The sequence below is a fragment of the Lactobacillus bombicola genome (genome assembly GCF_900112665.1).
GTDB classification, from domain to species: Bacteria; Bacillota; Bacilli; order Lactobacillales; family Lactobacillaceae; genus Lactobacillus; species Lactobacillus bombicola.
Map to the genome: position 1 here is coordinate 101,503 of NZ_FOMN01000002.1, position 24,205 is coordinate 125,707.

General features: G+C 34.9%; 22 protein-coding genes and 1 riboswitch. Of the genes, 11 read left to right on the plus strand and 11 right to left on the minus strand.

Annotated features, from left to right (window positions below; translation table 11 throughout):
- The 5 genes from cshA to rbsK form a co-directional block, all read right to left on the minus strand.
- Positions 1 to 1,500 carry a degradosome RNA helicase CshA gene (cshA, locus tag BM203_RS02090; RefSeq protein WP_090092382.1) on the minus strand — a complete coding sequence of 500 codons (1,500 nt, stop codon included), beginning with the start codon at positions 1,498 to 1,500 and terminating at the stop codon, positions 1 to 3.
- 9 nt (positions 1,501 to 1,509) lie between these two features.
- Positions 1,510 to 2,877: a UDP-N-acetylmuramoyl-tripeptide--D-alanyl-D-alanine ligase gene (locus BM203_RS02095; protein WP_090092384.1), complete on the minus strand. Its 1,368-nt coding sequence runs from the start codon at positions 2,875 to 2,877 to the stop codon at positions 1,510 to 1,512.
- 120 nt (positions 2,878 to 2,997) lie between these two features.
- Positions 2,998 to 3,246 carry a type B 50S ribosomal protein L31 gene (locus BM203_RS02100; RefSeq protein WP_090092385.1) on the minus strand — a complete coding sequence of 83 codons (249 nt, stop codon included), beginning with the start codon at positions 3,244 to 3,246 and terminating at the stop codon, positions 2,998 to 3,000.
- 181 nt (positions 3,247 to 3,427) lie between these two features.
- Complete coding sequence (locus tag BM203_RS02105) at positions 3,428 to 4,336, minus strand: L-lactate dehydrogenase (protein WP_090092387.1); 909 nt, start codon at positions 4,334 to 4,336, stop codon at positions 3,428 to 3,430.
- Between the two features lie 36 nt (positions 4,337 to 4,372).
- Positions 4,373 to 5,284 carry a ribokinase gene (gene rbsK / locus BM203_RS02110; protein ID WP_090092677.1) on the minus strand — a complete coding sequence of 304 codons (912 nt, stop codon included), beginning with the start codon at positions 5,282 to 5,284 and terminating at the stop codon, positions 4,373 to 4,375.
- Between the two features lie 209 nt (positions 5,285 to 5,493).
- Here rbsK and BM203_RS02115 point away from each other — a divergent pair, with 209 nt between their 5' ends.
- Together BM203_RS02115 and BM203_RS02120 are read left to right on the plus strand one after the other, a co-directional pair.
- Entirely contained in the window at positions 5,494 to 6,795 is a 1,302-nt protein-coding gene (locus BM203_RS02115) for an APC family permease (protein WP_090092388.1), read from the plus strand.
- Between the two features lie 177 nt (positions 6,796 to 6,972).
- Complete coding sequence (locus BM203_RS02120) at positions 6,973 to 7,596, plus strand: hypothetical protein (RefSeq protein ID WP_090092389.1); 624 nt, start codon at positions 6,973 to 6,975, stop codon at positions 7,594 to 7,596.
- 272 nt (positions 7,597 to 7,868) lie between these two features.
- Here the strand turns inward: BM203_RS02120 and BM203_RS02125 are convergent, their stop codons facing one another.
- The 4 genes from BM203_RS02125 to BM203_RS02140 are packed head-to-tail and all read right to left on the minus strand — an operon-like array spanning position 7,869 to position 11,533.
- Entirely contained in the window at positions 7,869 to 8,354 is a 486-nt protein-coding gene (locus BM203_RS02125) for a PTS sugar transporter subunit IIA (RefSeq protein WP_090092392.1), read from the minus strand.
- 15 nt (positions 8,355 to 8,369) lie between these two features.
- Complete coding sequence (locus BM203_RS02130) at positions 8,370 to 9,161, minus strand: DeoR/GlpR family DNA-binding transcription regulator (RefSeq protein ID WP_143453041.1); 792 nt, start codon at positions 9,159 to 9,161, stop codon at positions 8,370 to 8,372.
- A gap of 29 nt (positions 9,162 to 9,190) precedes the next feature.
- On the minus strand, positions 9,191 to 10,564 hold the full coding sequence (locus BM203_RS02135) for a PTS transporter subunit EIIC (RefSeq protein WP_090092397.1): 1,374 nt from the start codon (positions 10,562 to 10,564) through the stop codon (positions 9,191 to 9,193).
- A gap of 33 nt (positions 10,565 to 10,597) precedes the next feature.
- Positions 10,598 to 11,533, minus strand: a complete 936-nt coding sequence (locus BM203_RS02140) for a sugar phosphate isomerase/epimerase family protein (protein WP_090092398.1) — start codon at positions 11,531 to 11,533, stop codon at positions 10,598 to 10,600.
- 384 nt (positions 11,534 to 11,917) lie between these two features.
- Here BM203_RS02140 and rpe point away from each other — a divergent pair, with 384 nt between their 5' ends.
- The 6 genes from rpe (at position 11,918) to BM203_RS02170 (ending at position 16,337) form a co-directional block, all read left to right on the plus strand.
- Entirely contained in the window at positions 11,918 to 12,568 is a 651-nt protein-coding gene (rpe, locus tag BM203_RS02145; protein ID WP_090092400.1) for a ribulose-phosphate 3-epimerase, read from the plus strand.
- A 2-nt stretch (positions 12,569 to 12,570) separates the two neighbouring features.
- The gene (rpiB, locus tag BM203_RS02150; RefSeq protein WP_090092402.1) at positions 12,571 to 13,065 is read left to right on the plus strand and encodes a ribose 5-phosphate isomerase B; all 495 of its coding nucleotides are present in this window, start codon (positions 12,571 to 12,573) and stop codon (positions 13,063 to 13,065) included.
- 67 nt (positions 13,066 to 13,132) lie between these two features.
- On the plus strand, positions 13,133 to 14,158 hold the full coding sequence (locus BM203_RS02155) for a LacI family DNA-binding transcriptional regulator (RefSeq protein WP_090092403.1): 1,026 nt from the start codon (positions 13,133 to 13,135) through the stop codon (positions 14,156 to 14,158).
- 506 nt (positions 14,159 to 14,664) lie between these two features.
- Positions 14,665 to 15,099: an MDR/zinc-dependent alcohol dehydrogenase-like family protein gene (locus BM203_RS02160; protein ID WP_090092405.1), complete on the plus strand. Its 435-nt coding sequence runs from the start codon at positions 14,665 to 14,667 to the stop codon at positions 15,097 to 15,099.
- Between the two features lie 14 nt (positions 15,100 to 15,113).
- Entirely contained in the window at positions 15,114 to 15,533 is a 420-nt protein-coding gene (locus BM203_RS02165; RefSeq protein WP_090092407.1) for a hypothetical protein, read from the plus strand.
- Between the two features lie 21 nt (positions 15,534 to 15,554).
- Positions 15,555 to 16,337, plus strand: coding sequence for a helix-turn-helix domain-containing protein (locus tag BM203_RS02170; protein WP_090092408.1), 783 nt, complete (start codon positions 15,555 to 15,557; stop codon positions 16,335 to 16,337).
- Between the two features lie 155 nt (positions 16,338 to 16,492).
- On the opposite strand, the gene guaA is transcribed toward BM203_RS02170, so the two are convergent.
- Positions 16,493 to 18,049 (minus strand): glutamine-hydrolyzing GMP synthase, encoded by a 1,557-nt coding sequence (guaA, locus tag BM203_RS02175; protein WP_205755859.1) that lies wholly within the window; start codon positions 18,047 to 18,049, stop codon positions 16,493 to 16,495.
- Positions 18,050 to 18,231: 182 nt separating this feature from the next.
- Positions 18,232 to 18,329, plus strand: a riboswitch (purine riboswitch).
- A 74-nt stretch (positions 18,330 to 18,403) separates the two neighbouring features.
- Between guaA and BM203_RS02180 the strand changes: the two genes are divergently transcribed.
- From BM203_RS02180 to BM203_RS02190, 3 genes are all read left to right on the plus strand, one after another.
- Positions 18,404 to 18,982 (plus strand): xanthine phosphoribosyltransferase, encoded by a 579-nt coding sequence (locus BM203_RS02180; protein WP_090092410.1) that lies wholly within the window; start codon positions 18,404 to 18,406, stop codon positions 18,980 to 18,982.
- The gene (locus BM203_RS02185; protein WP_090092412.1) at positions 18,982 to 20,283 is read left to right on the plus strand and encodes a nucleobase:cation symporter-2 family protein; all 1,302 of its coding nucleotides are present in this window, start codon (positions 18,982 to 18,984) and stop codon (positions 20,281 to 20,283) included. Before BM203_RS02180 ends, BM203_RS02185 begins: the two co-directional genes overlap by 1 nt.
- Before the next feature lie 333 nt (positions 20,284 to 20,616).
- Positions 20,617 to 22,032, plus strand: a complete 1,416-nt coding sequence (locus tag BM203_RS02190) for a C69 family dipeptidase (RefSeq protein WP_090092414.1) — start codon at positions 20,617 to 20,619, stop codon at positions 22,030 to 22,032.
- Positions 22,033 to 22,217: 185 nt separating this feature from the next.
- Here BM203_RS02190 and tkt read toward each other — a convergent pair whose 3' ends face one another.
- On the minus strand, positions 22,218 to 24,203 hold the full coding sequence (gene tkt / locus BM203_RS02195; protein WP_090092416.1) for a transketolase: 1,986 nt from the start codon (positions 24,201 to 24,203) through the stop codon (positions 22,218 to 22,220).
- Positions 24,204 to 24,205 lie beyond the last annotated feature (2 nt).

Below are 24,205 nucleotides of genomic sequence, written 5' to 3' on the forward strand. Positions count from 1 at the left end.
TTAATCTTTTTTACTTTTAATCACAAAACTATGACCGCTATTTGCTTTATGTGAACGATCACCGCGATAATTACCATGGCCACGATTACCACCACGATAATTACTATGACCTCGGCTGCCACCACGGTAATTACCACGGCCGCGACTTCTGTTTCCGCTACGACGCCCGTCGCCACCTTTATATGGCAATGGCTTTTGGGAACTGATTTTGACTTCAACACTTGAAGAATCTTTTGATAAATTCTTAAGTAAGGCACTTGCTAAATCAATAGCCGAATAATTTTCTAATAACTCAGCAGCATCAGCAGCATATTTAGTCAAGTCTTCCTTTAGCAAATCCTCAACCTTAGTCTTAGCAAGTTTCAACTGGCCTCTTAAAGCTTCATCATCTGAAGGTGGAGCAAGTGGGGTCATCTTCTTCTTGGTTAATTGCTCAATTGTTCTCATGTAACCCAATTCATTTGGTGTAACAAAGGTAATAGAGCTCCCATTTTGACCAGCTCGACCCGTACGTCCAATACGGTGGACGTATGAATCTGGATCTTGCGGAATATCATAATTGTAAACGTGCGTTACGCCTGAAATATCTAACCCACGCGCAGCAACATCAGTAGCAACTAGGATATCAAGTTTACTAGCTCTAAAGCGTTTTAAAACACTTATTCTTCGTGCCTGTGATAAATCGCCATGAATTCCAGCTGCATTATAGCCACGGGCTTGTAAGCCTCGTGTAACCTCATCAACACGTCGCTTTGTTCGCACAAAAACAACTGCTAAATCAGGACTTTCAACATCAATTAACCGACACATAATGTCAAATTTTTCGGAGTCTTTTGCTCTAACATAATATTGATCAATCAAATCAGCGGTTAGTTCCTTAGTCTTAATTCGGACTATTTCTGGATTATCCATAAACTTTTCACTAATATTCATAATTGGCTTAGGCATAGTTGCGCTGAAAAGTAAGGTCTGCTTACGATTTTTAACATAACTTAAAATGCTTTCAATGTCTTGAATAAAACCCATATCAAGCATTTCGTCAGCTTCATCTAAAACAATAGTGTTAACATCTGCTAAATTAATTGTCTTACGCTTTAAGTGATCAAGCAGTCTTCCTGGGGTACCAACTAAAATCGCTGGCACATGATTCTTAAGTGATCTAATCTGTCGACTAATGTCTGCCCCACCATATACGACCTGTACACGGGCACGTTCATCACGTCCTAAGCGAAAAAGCTCTTCTTGCGTCTGAATTGCCAGTTCGCGAGTCGGTTCAATAATTAAGGCTTGAATTACCTTCTTATCTTTATCTAAATTTTGTAAGATTGGTAAAGCAAAAGCAGCAGTCTTACCTGTTCCTGTTTGTGCTTGACCAATTACATCCCTGCCTGCTAAAGCAAGAGGAATTGTCTCTTCCTGGATTGGTGTCGCTTCTTCAAAGCCTGAACGTTTAATAGCTTTTAAAAGCTCATCATTTAATCCTAATTCCGAAAATTTCACTAAATTCTCCTATCTAAGCCGCTCTAGTACCTTTTCCAGGTGCATGCCATGCGATCCCTTAAGAACAACTATATCATGCGGCTTAATATCATTTTTCAAATCAGCAATCATGTGCTGCATCTGATCTTTTGTATAATAATGCAAATGCTCATCAGAATATATTCCCTTGAGAACATTTGCTAAATTCTTCATTTCTGAGCCAAATAAATATACTTCATTTATCACTTGTGGGTCAAGACAATCCGCTAATTTAGCATGGAGACTATCCGACTGCTGCCCCAATTCTAACATATCGCCTAAAACGGCAATCCGTCTGCTATCTTTTGGTACTTCAATTTGACCAAAACTAGTTAAAACAGCACGTACAGCTGTCGGGTTTGAATTATAGACATCGCTCATAATGTCTTCGCCTACATCGCCTTTTTCCCACTCCATTCGGTTAGCAGTAGGCGTAAAGCCAGCCAAAGCCACTGCAATTTCTTCATCACTTTCACCAAAATAACGCCCTACACACAAAGCCGATAGTGCATTAGAAACATTATGTTTACCAATCATGGGAATAGTAAATTGATTATCAGAATTGTTAACCGTAAATGTAGCATGACGCTTATAACTTCGATAACCTGTCATATAAACTGTATCATTTTTTGCTAGGCCAAAGGTAACTTTTGCTTGGTTAATTTTCTTAGCTCGCGCTTGCAAAAGTGGTTCATCACCGTTATAAATAAGTTCACCGTCTTCACGCAAAAAATCAGTGATTTCCATCTTCGCATCAGCAATTGCTGCCCGCGAGCCTAAAAATTCGATATGGGCTTCCCCAATCATTGTAATTACAGCAACATCCGGATGAGTAAGCTCACTTAATAAATGTAATTGCCCTGCATGATCCATTCCCATTTCCAAAACCAAAATCTCTGTATTAGGTTTCATTTCCAAAATGGTCATTGGCACACCAATTTCGTTATTAAAGTTCCCATCAGTCTTATGAACGTTAAACCTTTTAGCCAAAACAGCTGAGGTCATATCTTTGGTAGTAGTTTTACCATTAGAACCAGTTATTCCAACTACAGTTGGATTAACTTTATTAAGATAATACTGTGCTAGCTGTTGCATACTAGTTAAAGGATCTTCAACTTCTAGAATTGCAATATTATTAGGCTTATTGGGGTGGCCCTTTTGCCATAAAGTGGCACTGGCCCCATTGTTGATTGCGCTATCAATGAAGTCATGCCCGTCCCTTTCTCCTTTCAATGGAACAAATAAGCCGCCAGCTGTAATTTTTCTTGAATCAAAGACAACAGAAGTAATAACAGTTTGCTCGTTGCCCTCACAAGTTGAATTAATTGCCTTGGCAATTTCTGCCAGTTGCATTTTCATCTATTTTTCTCCTAGCTAAAAAGAAATTTGGGTAAAGCATCCTAATCCAATTTTAAATAAGCCATAGGCTTTACATAAAAAAGCAGCCCCAATGGGACTGCTTCCACCAGATCAAAGATACTACTTCTCTTTCATACCATACTTCTTGTTGAATTTTTCGATTCGACCATCGGCCTGAGCAAACTTTTGCTTGCCAGTGTAGAATGGATGAGAATCCGAAGTGATTTCAACCCGAATTAATGGGTAAGTCTTACCTTCGTAATCTACTGTTTCTTTTGACTTTACAGTTGAGCCAGCAACAAATTTAGCACCTGTTGCTGAATCCATAAAGACAACTTCTTGGTAATCTGGATGAATGCCTTGTTTCATGTTTATTACTCCTTTGCCATGGCTTTATTGCAAACCATAGATTAATCGATTAACGCTAAATACAATAACATTTTTAATGTTAAATTTCAAGCCTTAGTAATTATAACAGGCTTAGTAATTTAAAACAATGATTCCTAAATTTAGAATCACATAACTATTAGATATTTTTACTCACTATAAATTATGCTTGCGATTTTTCTTTGATTGTTTCAGCAGATTTTTGTAGCAATTTCTCTTCTACTGCTGTTAGTTTTAAGTTAATTTTAGCAACTATTCCTTCTCGCCCAACAACAGCTGGATAAGACATATAAGTGTCATATTTTTCTTGAAAACTCGACACTGGTAATTCTGTGCGTGCATCAGTTAAAATTGTCCGAACAATTCTAACAGCCGCAGCTGAAACACCATAATTAGTATAACCCTTACCGTTAAAAACCGTAAAACCCCCTTCTTTAATTTCATTATCAAGATCCTCTACTCGCCAAGATTTATCTTGTGTAAATTCAAAAATTGGTTGTTGCAAAACTTTTACAGTCGACCAAGCTGTAAATTGTGAATCGCCATGCTCACCTAAGACAAAACCACTCACTGAACGTGGATCAACATCAAATTTTTGCGCTACTACTTTTTTCATACGTGCAGTATCAAGTAAAGTACCCGTTCCAATCACATGTTCTTTAGGTAATCCCGTTAATTGTTGGTATAGATTAGTAATTGCATCGACTGGGTTAGATATAACTAACAAAATTCCATTAAAGCCACTCTTTTTAATTGCATCAGTAATTGGCTTCAACTGTTTTTTATTGAATTCTAGTTCTTCAAAACGATCGCCTTTAGTTTCAAGTGAAATCCTGCCTAAGGTGCTAATTACAATTTGAGCATCTTTTAAAGCCGAATAATCATTAACCTTAATATTTACGTGATTGGGCAAGTTAGCCATAGCATCTTCAAAGTCAACTGCATCAGCTTTGACCTTTTTTTCATTAACATCAATCATTACTAAATCATCAACTAGTTCTGAAATGATCAATTGATGTGCTACAGTACAGCCGACATGACCATCACCAATAATTCCAATCTTTGTTGTCATAATACCTACCTCTTTCTCTTTGCTTAATAACTTTACTTAAATTTTTTCGATTTCTTTAAGATAAGGAATTGAAGGCTGTGCACCATATCTTTGAACAGTGAGTGATGAAGCTTTATTAGCAAAATTAATTGCCTTACTTAAGTTAGCTAAATTGGGTTTAAGAGTACTTGCCAGTGCCCCAATAAAGGTATCACCCGCAGCAGTGGTATCTACTGCCTCGACTTTATATGCTGGAACTAACCCACTCTTAGACTGAAAATCATAAAAAGCTCCCTTGGAGCCAATAGTGATAATGACTGTAGCCACACCTAGCTGATGTAATTTTTCAGCGGCTTTTTTAGCACTAGCTTCATCAACAACCTGTACATTAGTAATTGTAGCAGCCTCTGTTTCATTAGGAATAATTATATCTGTTAATTTAAGCAATTCTGAAGGGATCTCTTCCATTGCAGGAGCAGGATTTAAAATGGTTTTAATCCCAGCTTGATGAGCTATTGCAAAAGCTGTAATAGTGGCCGCAATTGGCGTCTCAAATTGAGCCACAACAAAATCGCTATCAGTGAGTAATGCTCTATTCTGACTAACATAATTTTTGTCAAAGCGATAATTGGCACCAGAATATATTGTAATTGAATTCTGCCCAGCATCATCAACAGTAATGTAGGCTTGCCCCGTTGATTCTTGGTCAACTATCATAACTCCACTTGTATCAATCTTTTCCTGTTTAAGTGCGGCAAGCAATTCCTTACCTGGTACATCATTACCGACAGCACCAATAAATTTCACAGTACAACCAGCTCGAGCTGCTGCAACTGCTTGATTAGCACCCTTACCACCAGTAGCAGAATAGTGATCTTTAGCATGGATCGTTTCGCCAGGTTTTGCCATCCGCTTTACTCGTAGATTAGTATCAAAATTAAGACTACCGACTACTGTAACTTTACTCATTTTTTCTCCTTTATACAATAAAAGAAAGATCATCAACATTATTTCCTTCAAATAATAACACGTAATTGCTTTCATGTATGCAAGAAGTAAATATTTTCTATTTCCTTTAAGTTTATTAATTATCTTTTACAAATAATCTTTTTATTTTGCAAACCTTATCCTATAATTACAATGATAAATTTAATTTTGATTTAATAAGGTATTGAACAATGAAAAGACAATTAAACTTCTTTGCAGCTTTGGCAACCGTTATGGGGACAATGATTGGCGGTGGTGCTTTTTTTAAAATTGCTAATATTTCTACGCTTACCCGTAACCCTTGGCTGAGTATTCTTGTTTGGCCACTTGCCGGATTCATCACACTGATGGCGGGCTTAAGCATCGCCGAATTGGCTGCAATTTTCCCTGAAGAAGGTGGTCCGGTTAAATACCTCGAAAAAATTTATGGTCCACAAGTTGCTTTTTTATTTGGTTGGTCATTAATTATTATCTATTATCCAGCTAACATTGGCGCTTTAGCTATTGTTTTTGCAACTCAACTTAAAGCAATTCCTGGCTTTAGTCACCTTTCAATTACAGCAACTGCACTGATTGTCATACTTATAATTCTTGCTATTAATTGGCTTGGTTCTAAATTAAGTGGACAAGTTCAAAAAATTGCTTTGATAATTAAATTAATTCCCATTCTAACTATCATTGTATTAGCCGTCATTAGCAATCAAAACCATTTAGTTTCAGCTCCTCGACCACAAATTTCATCTGCAAGTGGTGCTGTTGCCTTTGGCCAAGCTTTGTTAGCAGTTTTATTTGCTTACGATGGTTGGTTAAGCATTGGTAATTTGGCTAGTGAAATTAAAAACCCAGCCAAAACACTTGCTAAAGCAATTATTTGGGGATTATTTGGGGTAACTGTCATTTATACCTTGCTTAATTGGAGCTTCATCAAAATACTTCCTTGGAAACTAATTGTGGGCAATCAAGCAACGGCGCTTTTGACGTCGCAACAGTTGTTCGGCAATTTTGGGAGTATCATTATTAGTTTTGGAATTTTAGTTTCAATTTTCGGAGCAATTAATGGTCACCTGCTGTTAGGATCAAGGATGCCATATGTTCTTGGGAAAGAAAACAAATTACCTGGTGCCAAGTTTTTTGGCACCCTAAATCAAAAAACAGCAGTACCCACAAATAGTATGCTGTTTGAGTGTTTGGTTGCGACCATTATGATTTTTTCCGGAACTTTTGATTCACTAACTGATATGCTAGTTTTTGTTTCTTGGATTTTCTCAATCCTATTATTTATTGGCGTTATGCTCTTACGAATTAAAAAGCCTAACCTCCAGCGGCCATATAAGACTCCCTGGTATCCACTACCACCTATTCTAGCTATTAGTGGCGCTAGTTTTATCGTCATTAGTACCACCCTTACCCAACCCATTTTAGCTTTAATCGGTATTTTACTCACTCTGAGTGGCTGGCCTGTGTACCTTTATGTCCAGCATCAAAATAAATAGAAGTAATTGGAGCTATTTTTAACTAGTTAATTACTCCCTGTCCGCTAAATTTTATAATTTTACAAAAATTGGTAAGAAATCTTACTTTCTGTAATCATAACTTAACAATTAATTTATAATCCTTAATATGTTCTGTGTTAAAATACATAGGTATTTATTAATTAGAGAGGTAAAATTATGAAGTTTAATAAAAAAATAGTTACCCTTGCTGTAACAGGTATTACTGCCGTTTCCCCAATTATTAGTCAATCTGCACTTGTTTTAGCTGATACTACTAATCAAGTAACTAACAATACTGCAAAAACTGATGCCAATACTGCAACTACTGACAATTCAAAGGCTAGTCAAGACAACAAGGTAACTGCACCTAACGCTGATGCACAAAAGCCTAAAGAAGACAACAAAGTTGTTGCGCCAAACCCGAATGCTGATGCACAAAAGCCTAAAGAAGAAGCCCAGACTCAAGAACCAAAAGCTAAGTTAATTAAAACTAATGCTAAATGGTCCAAAAAGCATAAAACTGCCAATAAATATTATAATGCTGCTATCAAGAAGGGACGCAAACTTTCTAAGTTAAAGCGTTTAAACCTATATACTGATACTTTGAAGCACTTTTCTAAGAATCATGCTAGTTATGCTAAAAAATATCGTGCTTATTTAAAAGCAGAAATTAACTGGTTAAAGCCAATCGTTGAAAAGGAACAACAAGCTAAAATTGTTAATCCACTACCTGATGTACCAACTGATCACCCAGTAGATACACCAAGTAAGACGGACAAAGCTCCTGAAAACAAAAAATAATTTTTTAGTTAAATAGATTTTAAAGCAATATTCTTCATTATGATAATGAAGAATATTGCTTTTTATTATCTTAACAATTCAATTCACATATCACATAAAAAAGATGGCTATAAGATAAATTAAAGCTAGTCTCACATTAGTTAGACTTAATATTAGTGACTGCGCTAACTATTTTTATTTATATTTTAAAAAAACAAAAAGCTTAGAAATATTAACAATTTCCAAGCTTTTTATATCTTTTCATTAAAAAAATATTAAGCTTATTATTGACACTATAGTGATTCAAGCACAACTTCGCCTGCATTAATTAGTGAGCCGTACTCAGGAACCGGAACTATTTCTCTGTCAAACCCTTTAGTAAATACAACTATCGTAGTTGGATCATAACCTTGTTTTTCAAAAAAATCTGGTTTAATTTTAATCAAAGGTTGATTCTTAGTTACTTTATCTCCTTGATTTACAAGTAGCTCAAATCCCTTTCCATTAAGGTTAACAGTATCTAACCCAATGTGTATTAAAATTTCTAATCCTTGTTTACTCTTTAAACCAACTGCATGCTTCGTTTCTGGAATCATAATTATTTCTGCATCAATCGGAGCAACTATTTCAGCTGTATCACCACTAGGGATAACTGCAAAACCATCACCCATCATTTTTTGCGAAAATATATCATCTTTTACATCAGTTATCTTTACTAACTTACCTGAAACTGGAACAACTATTTCAGCTTTTACTTTTCTGGAAAATAACTTAAACACATTTATCCTCCCTTTTTACGACTTAAAAGTCTTAGGAACTATCATCTGCGTACCCTCAGCAATTTCACTATCAAACTGATCAGAAATCAAAGTTGCCTCCTTTAATTGTAAAGCACTCACTGTTGATGTCACACCAAACTTACTGCTATCGCATAAAATATAAGATTGAATCGACCGTTGACTAATTATTCTTTTTTTAGAAGATTCTTCAATTGATGGTGTCATATAACCTGTTTCAGCATTTACACCACTGATGCCAAAAAAGGCTTTGTCAAAATGTAAATCTTTTAAGGTTGCCTCGGTTAAGGAACCAGTCAAAGACGAGGTAAAACCATTATAATTACCGCCAATTAAAACAACATCAGCAACTAAATCGCCTAAAATACTACAAACCTGTGTATTAGTAGTATAGATAACAACTTGTCTATTAACTATTTGCTTTAAAAGAAGTGTACACGTCGATCCTGAATCAATATATATCGTGTCATGATCTTGAATAATGCTTGAAGCTAATTTACAAATTTCTTCTTTTTCTTGTAAATGCATCGTTGCTTTTTTTATAAAAGATATTTCACCAATCTTTGATACTAGCTGAATCGCTCCACCAAAAAGGTACTCAATCTTTCCCTTTTTTTCAAGAACTTTAATATCTCTTCTTAGCGTAGATAATGATACTTCAGGAATTTGTTTATGCAATTCATCAAGTTTAATCATTTTATTATTTTTTAAAATTGTTAAAATTTTGTTTTGTCTCTCAACAGGTAACAAATATTTTTCTCCATAGCTAATACTTAATAACTCTTTCACTCCCTTTCAATTATACTATCAAAAATTTCCTACGCCAATTTTTCTTCTCTACTTGTAACTAAGAACCCTAGAACTATACCTACTACTGTAGAAATTCCAAGTCCAATCATTGCATTAATAAAATTGCCACCAGATTTAGAGATAAATGCTGGAAAAGTAGTTACACTACCAAATACAAATGCCGTAGTAAACACTTTAGTTAAGCCAAGATAAGCTCCACCAACTGCTCCGGCTATTATTTGTGCTAACCAAATCTTTCGGTTTTTAACTAACAAACCAAATAAAGTTGGTTCAATAATTGCCGATAAACAAATTGTAATGACACCAGTTAGAGAGAAATTTTTTAATTCTTTATCTCTCGTTTTTAGCCAAACGCCAAAGGCAGTACCAATAACAGCAAAATTGCAAGCAAACGTCAACGGGCAAATATAATCAAATCCCTTAGTAGCAATATTATTAATCATGATTGGATTAACCGCCCAATGAATACCAAAAGATACTAAGAAACTCCACCCGCCACCAACTACAATGCCACAAAGAATTGGGGCATTTTTAATTAACCAATTGACAGCATCACCGACAATTTGACCACCGTATACTCCCAATGGGCCAATAACAATCACTGTTAATGGAACCATTATTAATAAAGAAATTAAGGGTGTAATAACTAACTGTAAATTTTCTGGAACATGCTTTTCCAGCCATTTATATAGGTATGAATATGCCCAAATGGAAATCAAAATTGGCACAACTGTTGAGTTATAATTCATTAAAACTACGGGTATTCCCATAAAAGATGACATCGCACCATTACCATGATTACCCATCAGCTGGATAAAATCTGGAAATAACAAGGCCCCCGCAATTAAAGCACCAATATATGGACTGACTTTAAACCGATTAGATGCGGAAAAAGCTAATAGAATTGGCAAGAAATAGAATACTGCCTTAGAAGCAGCAGTTAAAATCACAAAAGTACCACTTTTTTGACTTACTAATCCTAGCTGACTACTCAAAAGTAATAATCCATATAGGATTCCTGAACCTGCCAATGCTGGTAATAATGGAGCAAATATTCCCGCAATAGCCGTAAACAAATTATTTATCCAATCTTTTAAACCATGAATTTCTGGTTTAGTTTCAACGTTTGTATTTCCTGAACCGTTCACTAGACTTTCAAAGGCATCGTATACTTTAGGAACATCAAGACCTATTAAAACCTGATATTGACCACCTCCACGGGCAACATTTATTACTCCATCAATTGCTTTGACCTTAGTATCATCTACATTGTCGTTTTTCAAAGTCAATCTTAGTCTGGTAGCGCAATGTGTCATATTTGTGATATTTTTTGATCCACCTACTGCTTGAAGTATTCCCTGCGCAGTTTTTTTATAATCCATAGATTTGCACCTTCTTACTTACAAATTAGAAATCTATTTTTGTAAAAATTCGAGCATTAAGTTTCTTGCCTTCACTCCATCATTAGAGTCAATAATCTGCTGAATTTTATCCATACCTATTTGATCAAGTAAATCTAATAAATACTTGAGCATTTCAATATTTGATTTTGTTTCATCTGAAGGATCTTCTCTCACAGGTTCTGTATCAAAGTAAATCATGCCGTCAAAATTATATTTTTTCATATAATATAAAAATTCAAGTGTCTTAAAAGGCGTTACTGTACCAACCATTAATCCGTCATCATGCACTCCGTATCCATCATTTAAGTGGACGCCAAAAAGTTGTTTTCTACTACAAAAGAGTGCAGTACCCATTGCTGGATTTTCATGTTTCATCAACATGTGGCAATAATCTAGTAAAACTCCAAAATTTTTGCGGTTAATATCATGGAGCATCATTTCTACTATTCCCATACTATCAACGAAAGCATAGCCACGAGGTTCATATGGCTTATATTCAATACTCCATCTAATGTCAGGAGCATAATCTGCAACTTCTTGACACGCTTTGACAATTCTATTCCAATATTCAACGTAATCTATTTGAAAACTATAATCAAAGCCATCATGTGCACTCCAAATATTAATCATTGATCCACCAATTGCATGGCAATAATCTGCGGCTTCTTTACACATTTTGATGGCATCTTGATAAAGTTTTTCATCTGGATTACCCAAATCTCCAGTCAAATAGTGTGTTTCAAAACGCATCTCCATTCCATTTGGCTGTAGATTATGTTTATCAAGCATCTCTTTCATATGTTCTGGAGTAATGCCAAGAGTTTGTTGTGGAAAATTAATATCAACATAGTTGATACCTACTTTTTCTAATTGTTCAAAGACTTTTTCCAGATCATTATTATAGTGGGGTAGATATGCATTTAATCTTGTAGCTAATTTTAATTCCATGTGATAGATTCCTTTCATTTCATCTTATCCATAATTGTTATCGTTTACATTTTCAATTATAATCAATAATTTTCATATTTCAATAATTATTTTTCATATTTTTTCAAAAAATTACAAAAAAATATCATGAATTGCAAAACATAGACACTAGTTATTAATTAACTTTTCTTTTTATTTGGTTAATCCTCCTTGATACTTTTTGAGAAAACGTTTTCTCTAATTTAAATGATATATTAGCATGCTTTTTTAATTTGTCAACCATCAACCTAAATAGCAATTATAAATATGCTGATATAACAAACCAAAATGTTCGGGTTGACTATTATTTAATTCAATGTTAAATTCATTTCTGAGAAAACGATTGTTCAAAAAGGAGAATAATTTATGGAACGATTACTATGTCCGTCAATGATGTGCGCTAATCTAGCCAACATTAAATCTGAGGTCTCTAATTTAATTAAAGCTGGCGTTGATATTTTCCATATGGATGTTATGGACGGTATTTTTGTACCTAACTTTGCTTTAGGCTTAGAAGACTATAAAGCAATTCGTAGCCTGACCTCCTTACCTATGGATGCTCACTTGATGATTAAAAATCCAAATCAATATATTAACTTATTCAGTAATGCTGGGGCTGATATTATCTATATTCATCCAGAAACAGATCCAATTCCTACTAGCACATTATTGAAAATAAGAAGTTTAGGTAAGCGTCCCGGGATTGCAATTAATCCTGGTACTTCAATTGAAACAATTAAAGAACTATTACCTCTTGCAGATTATGTAATGGTCATGACTGTCAATCCAGGATTTGCAGGTCAAAAATTTTTAGATTTTGTCATTCCTAAAATTAAAAATCTAGCACAACAAAAGCAAGAAAAAGATTTTACTTTAATGGTTGATGGCGCTATTTCACCAGGAAAAATCAAAGAATTATCAGCTATTGGTGTCGATGGTTTTATTTTGGGAACGTCAACTCTTTTTGGAAAACAAGAAAATTATTCTGAAATTATCAAAAAATTACGAGGAGAATAATTATGAAAAACTTAAAAATTGCATTCGGTTCTGATCATGTTGGCTACGAACTAAAACCTGTAATTATGGAATATGTTAAGTCACTTGGTTATGAAATTTATGATTTTGGTACTTATTCGAATAAACGAACTGATTACCCGATTTATGGTAAAAAAGTTGGTGAAGAAGTAGCTGCTGGTAATTATGACTTAGGAATTGTCATTTGTGGAACTGGGGTTGGTATTTCAATTGCTGCTAATAAAGTTCCTGGTATTCGTGCGGCATGTGTTAGTGACCCATATTCAGCTGAATTATCAAGACGTCACAATAATTCAAATATTTTAGCTTTTGGTTCACGTGTTGTTGGATCTGAATTAGCAAAAATGATTGTAAAATCTTGGTTAGCTGCAGAATTTGAAGGTGGCAGGCACCAAAGACGAATTGACGAACTAGCTGCAGAAGATGCACACGATAGCAAAAAGTTTGATAAAATAAAAAATAATATTACTGAGATATAAAAAATTAATTAATGATTGGTCATAATAGCTCACATTAATTAATGATTTAGGAGAATTAAAATTAATCGTGAGTAATAAAGTTTCTATCAAAGAAATCGCTAAGTTAAGTGGTGTATCAGCTTCAACTGTCTCACGCGTCATTAACAATAATGGGCGCTTTTCTGAAGAGACAAAGCAACGCGTACTTGCAACCATTAAAAAATATAATTATCAAACTAATAGTTTTGCCAAAGGTCTTAGAATGCAACGCTCAAATACAATTGGAATTATTGTGCCAGACTTAGCAAATACTTTCTTTTCTTCACTAGTTGAAAAAATAGAAAACAACTTTTTTTCTAATAATTATTCCACTATTATTTGTGATACTGGACGTAATTCTCAAAAAGAAATGACTTACCTCCAAATGTTAGAATCAAAACAGATTGATGGCTTAATTGTAATTTCTGGTGATAATCCTTTTAATACTAAAATTCTTAGCCGAGATATTCCAGTTGTTTGTATTGACCGTGAACCTAAAAATCAAGATACAATCTATGTAGGGTCAGATCATTATATGGGAGCTAAAATAGCTACCCAAACTCTAATCAAAGCTGATACCCAACCATTACTATTTACAATAGTTGGTAGCTCCTCATCTATTAAGCATCGAATAAAAGGCTTTAAGGATACTATTAAATCACTTAATTTAAATAGTAAAATTGATAATTCAATTTTCTACCTTAACAGTACTTATAAGCAAGGCTCAGACGAACGAAGATTAGAAATTAGAACTATTCTACGAGACTTAGTTCAAAAACAAAAATTACCTTTGGGCATTTTTGCTACAAGCGATACTCTAGCTGCCGATATCCTAGTTTCTGCACGCGACCTTCGCTTAAATATTCCGGGAGATGTAAAAATTATTGGCTTTGATGATGCTCCAATTGCCAAATATTCATTTCCTGAACTTACTACTATTAGACAAAATGTTGCAGAAATTGCCTTACGAGCTAGTCAGCATCTAATTAAAGCAATTAAAAGTGAAGATACTAAATTAGTTTCAAGCGAGCATGATATCATTCCGGTTAATTTGATTGAACGATCAACGTTATAACTATCAAAATAAAAATAGGTACAAAATATGTATCTATTTTTTATTTTATAATAAATTTTATCAGCCACTTTAAATACATAAATAACAGTTTGTACACTTGCCTTACCATTAAATAAGCCACCGATGTATTATTCTTAAAAATTTTCTTAGCATATGATAATCGATTACCACTATTTGCATTTTCTCATATAGAGATGTTCCTAAAATTACCTGTACTATTTCATAATTACTACCATCTACCTACTCGTACTTTATAAAATGGATCATCAAAATGATGGTCAGTATATCTTTAATCATAATGCGTTTAATATTAGGAAAGATTAACATCCTAGGAGTAAGGTTGCTGATATAAAGATTTTATTTATATATTCTGACTATCAACCAAATTATGTTTTTACTTTCCTTAGATTAATTACACATTCATCCGTAATTATTAGTATTCTAATTAGAACAATTATTTAAAACAGTATAGACTTTCATTATCCAATTACTGAAAGGAAAATTCAATGAAAGCAATAATTCAAACAGGATATAATAAAACTCAAATTAAAGAAATGCCATCAATTCCTCTTTCACCAATTTCTATTAAAGTAAAAACAAATTTTGTTCCTTTGCTTAGATATGATTTATTAAAACTTAATGGTCAAGTCCCCACAAAACTACCATCAATTCTTGGCTATGGTGCAACAGGTACAGTAGTAGCAATCGGAAATCTACGTTCATCATCTCTTCTCAATAAACGTGTATTAATTTTAAATCAGTGGGGAACTTTTCAAGAAAAAATAACTTCAAATATCCCACCTTTAACTATTCCAATTTTGGATAATGTTTCAAATGAAGAAGCTACCGGACTAATTGGTGGAGCTGATCTAGCTCTCAGTTTGTTTAAAATCGTTAAAAATACATTTAAACAGATAATTATTTATGCGCCGATTCGGTGACAGGATTAGTATTAATGCAATTATTAACACGATTCACAAAAGTGCCATTTATCCCCAAGGCAAGAACTTTATCAGCAAACTACCTAAAACAAAAGATTAATGAATATAATATAAAACCAGATATTGAAGCAACAGCGCAAAAGAACAATCTTATTATCGATTTAGTCGGCAGTGCTATCAATGACAAACTTTATCAGCATATTCAGAACAATGACGAAGTTATTAGTGTCGCACAAAATGATTTATTTGGTGTTAAATTCATTAGTAAACCAGCTTTACCAAAGGACTATAGTTTCTTGATGAATGAAATTTCAAACAATAGATTATTTATACCTATTAATCAAATTTTTAATTACAAAAATTTTAATGAAGCAATAGAATATCAAACTACAAGCCCAAGCAGAGGAAGAAATTTGATTTTTTTTAAAGATTAATATGCTATAGTAAACAGTACTATGAACAACTTTGAAGAAGTAATTTCTAAAAAAATAAGTAAAACAATTAAACAAGAACGGATAAATAAAAAGCTTTCTCAAAAAGAATTGGCCGAAGGAATTTGCTCACAAGGAATGATAAGTAGTATCGAGCATGGTGACTATATACCAAATACTGCTATTTTTATTGCTATATGTAGCAAACTAAATTTATCTATTGATAAAGCTTTTTTAAAAGAAAAATTAAATTTTAGCAATAATACTTATCTTGCAAATACAACCTTTAAATTATGTAGAGAACATAAATATACTAAGCTTATTAAATATTTGGATGATCAAAATATTATTGCATCCCTTAATACTAATCTAGACTTTCAAACTTATTATTACTATTATAGCTGTTCAATATATCAAGTTAAGCATGATTTATTGGCTTGCCAGCATTACTTTGAGGTGGCAATTTCATACTCTATGAATGTTTCAAAGCCAATTCCTAAAAATTCTATTGAACTACTATTACTTAATTCTTTAGGTGTTATTTACTTTCAGTTAGGAAGAAACAAAGAAGCCTTTAAAATATTTAAAATAGTAAATAAATATTCATCTACCATTAGTGATGCACAGTCTGAAAATCTTAACGTAATTCAATATCAACAAGGTAAGATTTATTTTGATTTAGCAAAATACGCGACTGCTTTAAAATTGTTCTTATCTGGATTAGACAGGATCAATAAAATTCATGGAAATTTCATGTTAGGCAATTATTCTTCAATGATCTTAAAATGCTACCAAAATATCAAATAAATACACAAACTAAAAAGCACTCAATTTTTATATTAAGTGCTTTTATATTTAGTAGACTTTGAGCAGACAACCAAATTAATTTTTACCTTTTTCATAAAGCTTGTTCTAAATAAGTATTGTTAAATTGAAATTTCCTCATAACTTAACATGACCTTTTATTCCCATTCAATAGTTGAAGGTGGCTTACTCGTTACATCATAAACGACGCGGTTAACGTTATCAACTTCGTTAATAATTCTCGTTGAAACTTTTTGCAAGACCTCCCACGGCAAGCGCGCAAAATCAGCTGTCATCCCATCAATCGAAGTTACTGCCCGAATGCCAATCGTATAGTCATAAGTCCGCCCGTCACCCATGACACCAACTGATTTAATTCCTGGTAAAACTGTGAAATATTGCCAGACGTCTTCTTCTAGACCTGCCTTTTTAATTTCTGCACGTAAGATGGCATCACTTTCACGTACCAATTCTAATTTAGGTGCAGTAACTTCACCTAACACCCGAATCCCAAGACCGGGACCAGGAAACGGCTGACGCCAAACTAAGTCATGCGGAATCCCTAATTCTTCACCAAGCTGACGCACTTCATCCTTAAATAATTTTCGTAATGGTTCAATTAGTTGAAAGTACATATCCTGAGGCAGACCGCCGACATTGTGATGGGACTTAATTGTCTGTGCTGTATTGGTGCCGCTTTCAATTACGTCAGTATAGAGTGTACCCTGCGCCAAAAAATCAACTTCATGCATCTTTTGCGCTTCTTCGTTGAAAACTTCGATGAATTCCTTACCGATGATTTTACGCTTTTGCTCGGGATCAGTTACACCCTTTAATTTAGTTAAAAAGCGCTCTTGGGCATTTACCCGCACAATGTTCACACCTAAATCACGATTCAAGGCGGCCATTACTTCGTCACCTTCATTTTTGCGCAACATCCCGTGATCAACAAAAATGGCAGTTAATTGATCACCAATTGCCCTATGTAACAAAGTAGCCGTCACGCTAGAGTCTACCCCACCAGATAAGCCTAATATTACCTTTTTATCACCAACTGTGTGCTGAATATTAGCAATTTCCAGCTCAATAAAATCAGCCATTGACCAGTTAGCTTTAGCTTTGCAGACTTTAAAAGCAAAATTACGCAAAATATCTAAGCCATATTCAGTATTGCGAACTTCAGCATGAAATTGAATGCCATAAAACTTGCTTTGTTCATTAGCAATCGCCGCAATCGGACAATTTTTACTTGAAGCAATTGTCTTAAAACCACTTGGTGCCTGCTTAACTAAGTCACCATGACTCATCCAAACAAACTCATCTTTTGGTAAGCCATCAAATAAAACCGAATTTGCATCTTCTACTTGAATGTCAGCTTTACCATATTCAGAATTATCAGCTTTTTCAACTTTACCGTTTAAATAAGACGACATTAATTGCATGCCATAGCAAATACCTAAGATAGGAATTCCTAATTCAAAAATTTTAGAATCAACCTTTAAAGCATTGTCATCATAAATACTGTTAGGACCACCGGAAAAAATAATGCCCTTAGGATTAATTTTTCTAATTTTTTCTAAGCTAAGATCGTGCGGTAATAGTTCAGAATAAATGCCAAAATCACGCAAGCGCCGCGTGATTAGTTGATTATATTGACTACCAAAGTCTAAAACAATAATTTCATCAAAATCATGAATCTTTTTTCTCACTGACATTCTGGCTCCTTTGCTAATTAAATATCAAATCATCTAAACTGTACTAAGAATTTAAGGTGGGGTCAACTACTTTTTAAATAAAAAATTTTTTCTCAAAAATTATATCGATATATGCCTGAACTAATTTATTTTTAAAATCCCCCCTTAATCTTGCACAACTAAATTTACTTTGTTAGAATGCATACACAAGCAAATATTATGTCTATATATTGCCGTAATCTGGTCGGCAGTCTCTACTCAGAACCGTGAATTCTGAACTATGGATCAAGTACAAATAGCGCAGTGTCACTGTCTTATTGGTCTTTTTTACCATAGTTTTGGTAGAAAAGACCTTTTTGTTTTAGGAGGAAAAGTATGAAATTGCTGGAAGATCGTATTCGCAACGATAGCGAAGTTTTACCCGGAAATGTCCTAAAGATTAACTCATTTTTAAATCATCAAGTTGATCCTGAATTAATGATGGCCGTTGGAACAGAATTTGCTCATCTTTTCAAAGATACCGGTATCACCAAAGTCTTAACTTGTGAAGCTTCAGGAATCGCGCCTGGGGTAATGACTGCCTATGAGTTACACGTACCCATGGTCTTTGCCCGTAAAAAAAAGCCCTCGACACTTAACGATGAAGTATATTGGGCGGATGTTTATTCTTACACCAAGAAAACCACTAACCAAATTTGTGTTGAACAAAAATTTCTCAATCCCAACGACCGTTTATTAATTATTGATGATTTTCTAGCTAATGGTGAAGCCGTTAAGGGCATGATTAATATTGCTCATCAAGCCTATGCGGAAATAGCTGGCGTGGGCGTAGTCGTAGCTAAGTCTTTTCAAGGCGGTAGCACTTGGATTAAAAAACATGGCTATAAACTTGAAGCTTTAGCAAACATTGCTAGTTTAGCTGATAATCAAGTACATTTTGTAGGGGAAAATTAATGCAAAAAGAAGTCAGTCAACAAAAAGCCGCCGTCCTTGGGCTGCAACATCTGTTAGCAATGTATTCTGGTGCAGTCGCAGTGCCACTTTTAATTGGGACAGCTCTAAAATTCAACGCTGAACAAATGACCTATTTAGTTTCAATTGATATTTTTATGTGTGGGTTGGCAACTCTTTTACAGTTAATTACTAATCGCTTTTTTGGTATTGGCTTCCCTGTAATTCTTGGCTGCGCTATTCAGGCGGTTGCTCCCTTACAAATGATTGGTCGCAAATTTTCAATTAATGATATGTATGGGGCCATTATTATTGCCGGCATTTTCGTAATTTTAATTGCTGGGGTTTTTGCCAAAATCAAAAAATTCTTTCCCCCTGTTGTCACCGGTACCTTAATTACCACAATTGGTCTAACCTTAATCCCAGTTGCCATTCAAAATATGGGCGGAGGCAATGCTACTGCTAAGGATTTTGGTAGTAGTCAAAATTTATTACTTGCCTTCTGCACTATGTTCATTATTTTAGCTTTAGAAATTTGGACAAAAGGCTTTTTACAATCAATTTCAGTTTTAATAGGATTAATTAGCGGCACACTTATTGCTGCGTGCCTAGGTCTAGTTTCATTTGCCCCAGTAATTACAGCATCCTGGTTTCATTTACCGCAACTTTTTTACTTTGGAGCGCCTCATTTTGAATGGTCTTCCAGTTTAACAATGATCATCATTGCCTTAGTTTCAATGGTTGAATCAACTGGCGTCTTCTTTGCCACGGGTGATTTGATTAAGCATCAAGTTTCAGAAGATGATCTTAAAAAAGGCTATCGGGCAGAAGGGCTCGCTCAAATCCTAGGTGGTTTATTCAACGCTTTTCCTTACACGACCTTTTCGCAAAATGTTGGACTTTTACAATTGTCAGGCATTAAAACTAAACGCCCCATTTATTGGGCCGCTGGATTGTTGATGACGATGGGACTGCTACCCAAAATTGGCGCTCTCGTCACCATTATTCCAACACCAGTATTAGGTGGGGCCATGCTAGTAATGTTTACCATGATTGCCGTTCAGGGCATTAAAACTTTAGTCCAAGTTGATTTAAGTAATAACAATAATATTTTAATTATTGCTATTTCAATTGGCCTGGGACTAGGTGTTACTATTTATCCACAGTTTTTCCACAATTTACCTGCAACAATTCAACTTTTCCTAAATAATGGTATTGTGATCACCAGTTTATCGGCTACTATCCTAAACTTACTACTCAATGATGCTAAGTCCAAAAACAGTTTGACTGCTAACCAAATTTAGTCACATCATAGTAAAGTAAAATAGTACTCTTGTTCTATTATAGGGAGTGAAGTTAACGCTTAGAGTCAGACGCTAATACTATTTTATTTCCGTTAAGGCCGTATTCCGATATTCAAGCGGGGTGCGGTCTTTTAATGTGTACCTAATGCTAGTTTGATTGTAGTATTTATTTGATCCACTTTTCGATGACCCCCTGCAATGCCGCTTAATTTCCATTACTAGTTACCCTCGACAAAAACAACTATAATTTCTCCTAAAAATCAACTATTTTTTTGCAATTAATGTCCATTTTTTAATACAATATACCTTAAGAACTTTGAAAGGACAATATTTATGAAAAAAGCAGAATGTACAACCATTCTTGTTGGTAAAAATGCCAGTATCGATGGTTCAACTATGATTGCCCGCAGTGAAGATGGTGGTAGAACCATTATTCCAGAAGGGTTTGAAGTTATTACCCCTGAAAAACAACCTAAACACTATGAAAGTGTCATCAGTCACCAAAAAATTGATGATGCAGATTTAGCTGAAACTCCTATGCGTTATACCAGCGCACCTGACGTTTCTGGTGAAAGTGGTATTTGGGCAGCAGCCGGAATCAACTCCGATAACATTGCGATGACTGCGACTGAAACAATTACAACAAATTCCCGTATTCAGGGAATTGATCCACTAGTTAGTGTAGGCGGACTTGGTGAAGAAGATTTTGTTACCCTAACTTTGCCTTATATCCATAGCGCCCTTGAAGGTGTTAAGCGTGTTGGCTACCTGCTAGAAAAATACGGTACCTATGAAATGAATGGGATGGCTTTTGCTGACCACGATGAAATTTGGTACCTGGAAACAATTGGCGGTCACCACTGGATTGCCCGCCGAATTCCAGATGATGCTTACGTAATTGCCCCTAACCGCTTAAATATTGACGAATTTAACTTTGGTCAAGATGGCTTTATGGCTGATACGCAACTAGAAGAATTAATTGACACTTACCACTTAAATCCTGATCATGACGGTTACAATATGCGCCACATCTTTGGTAGTTCAACTATTAAAGATGCTCATTATAATAATCCACGGGCTTGGTATGTCCATAATTATTTTGATCCAGAATTTGGTGGCAAGCCAAGCGATCAGGATCAACCATTCATTTGTCATGCTAACCGCAAGATTAGTATCGAGGACATTTGCTTTGTTGAAAGTTCACACTACCAAGATACCCCATTTGATCCATACGGCGATCAAGGTACGCCTGAACAAAAGAAAGCTTTTCGGCCAATTGCTTTGAACCGTAACTTTGAAACACATATTTTACAAGTTAGAAACGATGTACCAGAAGAAATCGCTGGTGTTCAATGGCTTTGCTTTGGTCCAAATACCTTTAACAGTTTTGTCCCATTCTACACCAACGTTAATGACACACCAGCTAGCTTCCAAACCGGTCCTAAGTTTGACTTGAACAAAATTTTCTGGTTAAACAAGCTAACTGCTCAACTTGGTGACACTAACTTTAAAGTTTACGGTGAATTAGAAAATGATTTTGAGCAAAAATCGTTAGCTGAGTGCCACTTCATTCAACATGAAACTGATAAAAAAGTCGCTGGACTTTCAGGTAAAGCAGTTGAAGATGCCCTAACAGAAGCTAATCAAAAGATGGCCGACCAAGTTTACAATAATACAATTGAGTTGCTCGGCAACATGGTTAACGAAGGACACAACTTAGCCACATTGAAGTTCGATTTATTAGATTAAACTTCTTAACGTCTACTAAATGTACGCCTTAAAAGCTGCTAACATTAAATAGTTGTTAGCAGCTTTTTAATTTTTCAGAATAAATATTTGATAATTCTTACGCAAAAAAGTGTTGAGATTTCTCCCAACACTTTTTTATTATTCACTTATATCATATTTAAAATAAGAACTATTGCCTTATTTCATTACTGGCAAATAGCTAAGTATGTTTTGACAATATTATCAACCGTAAAGCCAGATTTCTTTATCAGTTCGTCACCATCACCACTTTCACCAAAGTGATTAATGCCAATAGCTGCTCCATCTAATCCTATAAATTGTCCCCAGTCATAAGTAGATGCCATTTCAATTGATACTCGGTGCTTAATTGATTTAGGTAGAACTTTTTCTTGGTATTCTGGACCCTGCTTTAAAAATAGTTCAAAACTTGGCATTGATACCACGCGGACATTTTTGCCACTTTGTGCCAATTCTTTTTGCGCTGCTAAAGCCAAACTTACCTCAGAACCAGTAGCCATTAAAATACCTTCCGGTTCACCATTTTCTGCTTCCGCCAGGATATAACCACCCTTTGAAACACCAGACTTAACGCTGTCTTGATAATTCAAGAGGGTTGGCAAATTCTGACGACCCAATATAAATGCTACTGGGTGATCTTTTTGATTAATAGCGTATTGCCAAGAATAAATCGTTTCCAAATAATCAGCTGGACGAAATACAATTAAGTTAGGGATTGCCCTTATTCCTGCTAATTGTTCGATTGGTTGATGAGTAGGACCATCGGGGCCTAAAGAAATAGAATCATGACCAAAAATAAAGATTGACGGAATCTGCATTAAGGCAGACATCCTGATTGCATTTTTCATATAGTCTGAAAAAATAAAGAATGTGTTAGCAAATACTCTAGAGCCACCGTATAAAGTGATGCCGTTAATTGCCGCACCTTCAGCAAACTCACGAATACCAAAGTACAAGTTGTTTTTATCGTATGAATTGGGTTGAAAACCTTCATCACCATCAAAGTAGGTTTTGTCAGAACTGCCTAAATCTGCAGAACCGCCCCAAATATTTAATTCTGACTTGCTAGTTTGCTGTAAAACTTGATGAATAGAATCTCTTGTTGAAAGAGCATCTGGTATTTCTAACTTATTTTCAGCAAAATTAAGTTTGACATTATTGTTAATATTCTTAATTAGTTGACTGCCAAGTTCAGGATTATTTTCAATGTAGTCTTGCAAGAGTTCTGACCATTTCTGGTGGGCTTTTTGACCTTCTGCTTTAACGTCCTCAAATGCAGCATAAGCCTCTTGAGGAACCTCAAATCGACCATACTCATAGCCAAGTTGCTTTTTAGTGGCAACAACTTGTTCTGCATCCAAAACCGCTCCATGAGCTAAATGGCTATCTGCAAATGGAGACGCGTAGCCTAAAACAGTGTTTACTTCAATTAAGGTCGGTCTTTTCTTTTCATCTTGAGCAACCTTAATTGCCGCATCAATATCATTTAGATTATTGCCATCAGTAACTTTAAAGTAATTCCAGCCGTATGCTTCAAATCTTTGTGCAACGTTATCATCGCATTCTTGTGCCATACTTGCATCCATGGTATTGCGGTTTGAATCATATAACACAATCAAATTATTCAGTTGCAGATGCCCAGCTAAACTAGCAGATTCATGGCTGATACCTTCCATTAAGTCCCCATCGCCAAGAATCACATAAACCTTATTATCAATAATTTGGTAATTAGGCTTGTTGTAGAGCGAACTAAGGTGTTTTTCTGCCATAGCCATACCGACAGCCATACCGAATCCTTGTCCTAACGGACCAGTAGCAACGTCAACACCCGAAGTAGTAATTTCTGGGTGACCAGGAGTTTTACTACCTAAAGTTCTAAATTTTTTCAAATCAGTGATTGAAATATCAAAACCAAGCAAATGTAAAATAGCGTATAACATTGCTGACCCGTGACCTCCTGAAAGAACAAAACGGTCACGATTAAACCAGTGCGGATCAGTCACGTCAAATTTCATATTTTGATAGATAGTATATATTAACGGAGCAGCACTTAAAGTAATACCACTATGTCCTGAGTTGGCTTTGTGAATTTCATCAATACTTAGAGCTCTAATTGCATTCACTGCTAAGTTATCTTTTGCCGTATATTTCATTT

Coding starts and splice junctions, on each gene's coding strand:
- BM203_RS02095 (WP_090092384.1), bottom strand. CDS start 2,877: ATGAAAATGCAACTGGCAGAAATTGCCAAGGCAATTAATTCAACTTGT.
- BM203_RS02100 (WP_090092385.1), bottom strand. CDS start 3,246: ATGAAACAAGGCATTCATCCAGATTACCAAGAAGTTGTCTTTATGGAT.
- BM203_RS02105 (WP_090092387.1), bottom strand. CDS start 4,336: ATGACAACAAAGATTGGAATTATTGGTGATGGTCATGTCGGCTGTACT.
- rbsK (WP_090092677.1), bottom strand. CDS start 5,284: ATGAGTAAAGTTACAGTAGTCGGTAGTCTTAATTTTGATACTAATCTA.
- BM203_RS02115 (WP_090092388.1), top strand. CDS start 5,494: ATGAAAAGACAATTAAACTTCTTTGCAGCTTTGGCAACCGTTATGGGG.
- BM203_RS02120 (WP_090092389.1), top strand. CDS start 6,973: ATGAAGTTTAATAAAAAAATAGTTACCCTTGCTGTAACAGGTATTACT.
- BM203_RS02135 (WP_090092397.1), bottom strand. CDS start 10,564: ATGGATTATAAAAAAACTGCGCAGGGAATACTTCAAGCAGTAGGTGGA.
- BM203_RS02140 (WP_090092398.1), bottom strand. CDS start 11,533: ATGGAATTAAAATTAGCTACAAGATTAAATGCATATCTACCCCACTAT.
- rpe (WP_090092400.1), top strand. CDS start 11,918: ATGGAACGATTACTATGTCCGTCAATGATGTGCGCTAATCTAGCCAAC.
- rpiB (WP_090092402.1), top strand. CDS start 12,571: ATGAAAAACTTAAAAATTGCATTCGGTTCTGATCATGTTGGCTACGAA.
- BM203_RS02160 (WP_090092405.1), top strand. CDS start 14,665: ATGAAAGCAATAATTCAAACAGGATATAATAAAACTCAAATTAAAGAA.
- BM203_RS02165 (WP_090092407.1), top strand. CDS start 15,114: ATGCAATTATTAACACGATTCACAAAAGTGCCATTTATCCCCAAGGCA.
- BM203_RS02170 (WP_090092408.1), top strand. CDS start 15,555: ATGAACAACTTTGAAGAAGTAATTTCTAAAAAAATAAGTAAAACAATT.
- guaA (WP_205755859.1), bottom strand. CDS start 18,049: ATGTCAGTGAGAAAAAAGATTCATGATTTTGATGAAATTATTGTTTTA.
- BM203_RS02180 (WP_090092410.1), top strand. CDS start 18,404: ATGAAATTGCTGGAAGATCGTATTCGCAACGATAGCGAAGTTTTACCC.
- BM203_RS02185 (WP_090092412.1), top strand. CDS start 18,982: ATGCAAAAAGAAGTCAGTCAACAAAAAGCCGCCGTCCTTGGGCTGCAA.
- BM203_RS02190 (WP_090092414.1), top strand. CDS start 20,617: ATGAAAAAAGCAGAATGTACAACCATTCTTGTTGGTAAAAATGCCAGT.
- tkt (WP_090092416.1), bottom strand. CDS start 24,203: ATGAAATATACGGCAAAAGATAACTTAGCAGTGAATGCAATTAGAGCT.